This is a genomic window from Steroidobacter sp., from assembly GCF_016790065.1.
In the GTDB taxonomy this organism is placed as follows: domain Bacteria; phylum Pseudomonadota; class Gammaproteobacteria; order Steroidobacterales; family Steroidobacteraceae; genus Steroidobacter.
On the sequence record NZ_JAEUPY010000462.1, the window covers coordinates 1 to 2,098 of the forward strand.

4 protein-coding genes are annotated in these 2,098 nt (G+C 61.8%); 1 reads left to right on the forward strand and 3 read right to left on the reverse strand.

Annotated features, from left to right (window positions below; translation table 11 throughout):
• Positions 1–156: hypothetical protein (locus tag JNL55_RS37480; RefSeq protein WP_415923113.1), on the forward strand; the 156-nt coding region annotated here is incomplete at its 5' end.
• Between the two features lie 12 nt (positions 157–168).
• Here the strand turns inward: JNL55_RS37480 and JNL55_RS19285 are convergent.
• The 3 genes from JNL55_RS19285 to JNL55_RS19295 all read right to left on the reverse strand — a co-directional run.
• Entirely contained in the window at positions 169–828 is a 660-nt protein-coding gene (locus tag JNL55_RS19285) for a YkgJ family cysteine cluster protein (protein WP_293857368.1), read from the reverse strand.
• Between the two features lie 52 nt (positions 829–880).
• Complete coding sequence (locus JNL55_RS19290; RefSeq protein ID WP_293857371.1) at positions 881–1,768, reverse strand: MurR/RpiR family transcriptional regulator; 888 nt, start codon at positions 1,766–1,768, stop codon at positions 881–883.
• 1 nt (position 1,769) lies between these two features.
• Positions 1,770–2,098 (reverse strand): DUF1611 domain-containing protein (locus JNL55_RS19295; protein WP_293857374.1); only part of this gene is annotated, 329 nt, incomplete at its 5' end.

Sequence of the window (2,098 nt, forward strand, 5' to 3'; positions counted from 1 at the left end):
GGAGCTGAGATTCCCGCGCCTCTCGGCATCGGCTCGTTGGAACTCGAAGACGGCCGCGTGGTGAAAGGCTTCATCTGCGAGCCCATCGGCTTGCAAGGCGCGCGAGACATCACCGCGTTCGGTGGCTGGCGCGCTTATCTCGCCAGTCTGAAATGACGAAACTGTTTGCTAGGACAAGGCAGCGCCGGAGTCGAAGCTGCGCGCGGCCTCGAGAATGGCGCGAGCGATTTCCGCATCACTCTTCGATGTCACCGAAGAATCCAGAAACACTCGATACGACTTGATCGCAAACACCGCGATACCCATGGGCCCCGCCGGCACGCGCACCGAAAAACTATCACGCCGGTCGCGAATGAACGCCGCAGCGGCGCGAACAGCATCATGCTCTTGTCGATCCAGTAGCTCGGGATAGGCAAACTCCCACGCCCGCACGCGCGTGTTGATGACGACCTTGTCGTCACCGCCCGCATCAATGCCGGCAGCGGCGAAGATCCGGCAGTCGTAATCCAAACAAGTCTGCGGCCGGTCGGAGTAGATGGTGCACTTCCGATCCTCCAGCATGGGACAGAGCCCATCAGGCAGAGCGGCCACAGTGAGGTTGCCCTTGGCAAAGCCCGGGGCAGCGTTGACCACGAACGTCGTTGGAATCCGCGCCGCCGCCTTGTAGTCCTCAGGCCGTAGCTGCAGCGAATAGCCGGACACACAGCAGCCGACGCAATCTCCACAAGGGACGTCCATGCCTTCGCTGCCCAACAAGGAGCGACGCATTTTGAGCAGCCAGGAACTGAACGGCCCCGCGGCGACGGCTGGTGAGGACGACTGAGTCATGAGCGGCGGCTAGATACCACCGCTGCGCCCCGCCCGCAAGCCGCGGCGGTGCCTAGCGCGAGCCTTTGCGGCCTTTGGACGGGCCGACGAAGCCAGTGAAATGCTCGAACAGCTCGGAGATCTGTTCCAGCTGTTTCTCCACCGACTTGCCGGACCGCGCCGCCACGCTGGTCACGAACAGGTTGATGAAACAGTTCATGGCCACCGCCGAGCTCCAGAAATGCCCGCCTTCGGACGGCAACGCGAACACATGCGGCGTGTAGCGGCTGCCCCAGTCGCAATACTTGTCGGTGATGATGATCAGCGGAATCGAACGCTCGGCCGCCTTCTCCGCCAGCATCAGCGATTGCTTCGAATAGCGACGCATGTCGAGCAGGATCAGGCAGCGAGCCTTGGATTGAGTGGTAAAGACGTCGCTATAGGTGCCGGCGACCATGTCGACCAGCTGCACGCCCTCACGCACATACTGCAGCAGGTTGGCGAGCAACAACGCCAGGCCGCGCTCGGTCTGAAAGCCTGCGATCTGAACCAGATCGGAGCGCACGATGACGTTGGTCGCGGCCTTCCAGGCCGGCGTGTCGACCATGCCGTACACCTCGACCAGCGCCGCGACCTCGGTTTCCAGGCTGCGGCGCAATTGCTCCTGATCGCCGAAGCGATCCATGTATTGGGTGAGCTGATCGCCCACCAGCCACGGCGCCGAGCCGCCGCCCTTGCGCATCTCTTCCTTGATGGCGCGAAAATGTTTGTACCCCAACAGACGGCAGAAGCGCCCTACCGTCACCGCACTCACGCCCAGCTTCTTGGCCAACGAGTCTGCCGTTTCGAACGGCAGCTCGTTGCGATGACTGAGCATGTGATTGGCGATCTGTCGCTCGGCCGGCGTGAAGTGTTCCAGGCGGGCTTCCAGCCGGGCGAACAGATCCTGTTTGGATGGCATATCAACTTTGGCGTAATAGATGATCGACGATCTCTCCTACGCCAAAACGAATCGGATCGCAACAAGGCAGCGAGGTCTCGCGGCTGGTCTTTTCCAACAGCTGGCGCGCTTCGCGGTCGTCCTTGATGTGCGAGGTGTTGAGGCTGATGCCCACCACTTTCGCGTTCTTGTTGGTCAACCGAGCGGCCGCCAGATAGGTATCGCCGCAGGTCTTGTAGTCCGGGATGGGGAAATCGTAATCGCCCATCAAGGTGGTACGACGGGCGTCGTGACAGACGACCATGGCATCCGGCTGGGTGCCGTGAACCAGGCCCAAGGTCACGCCGGCGT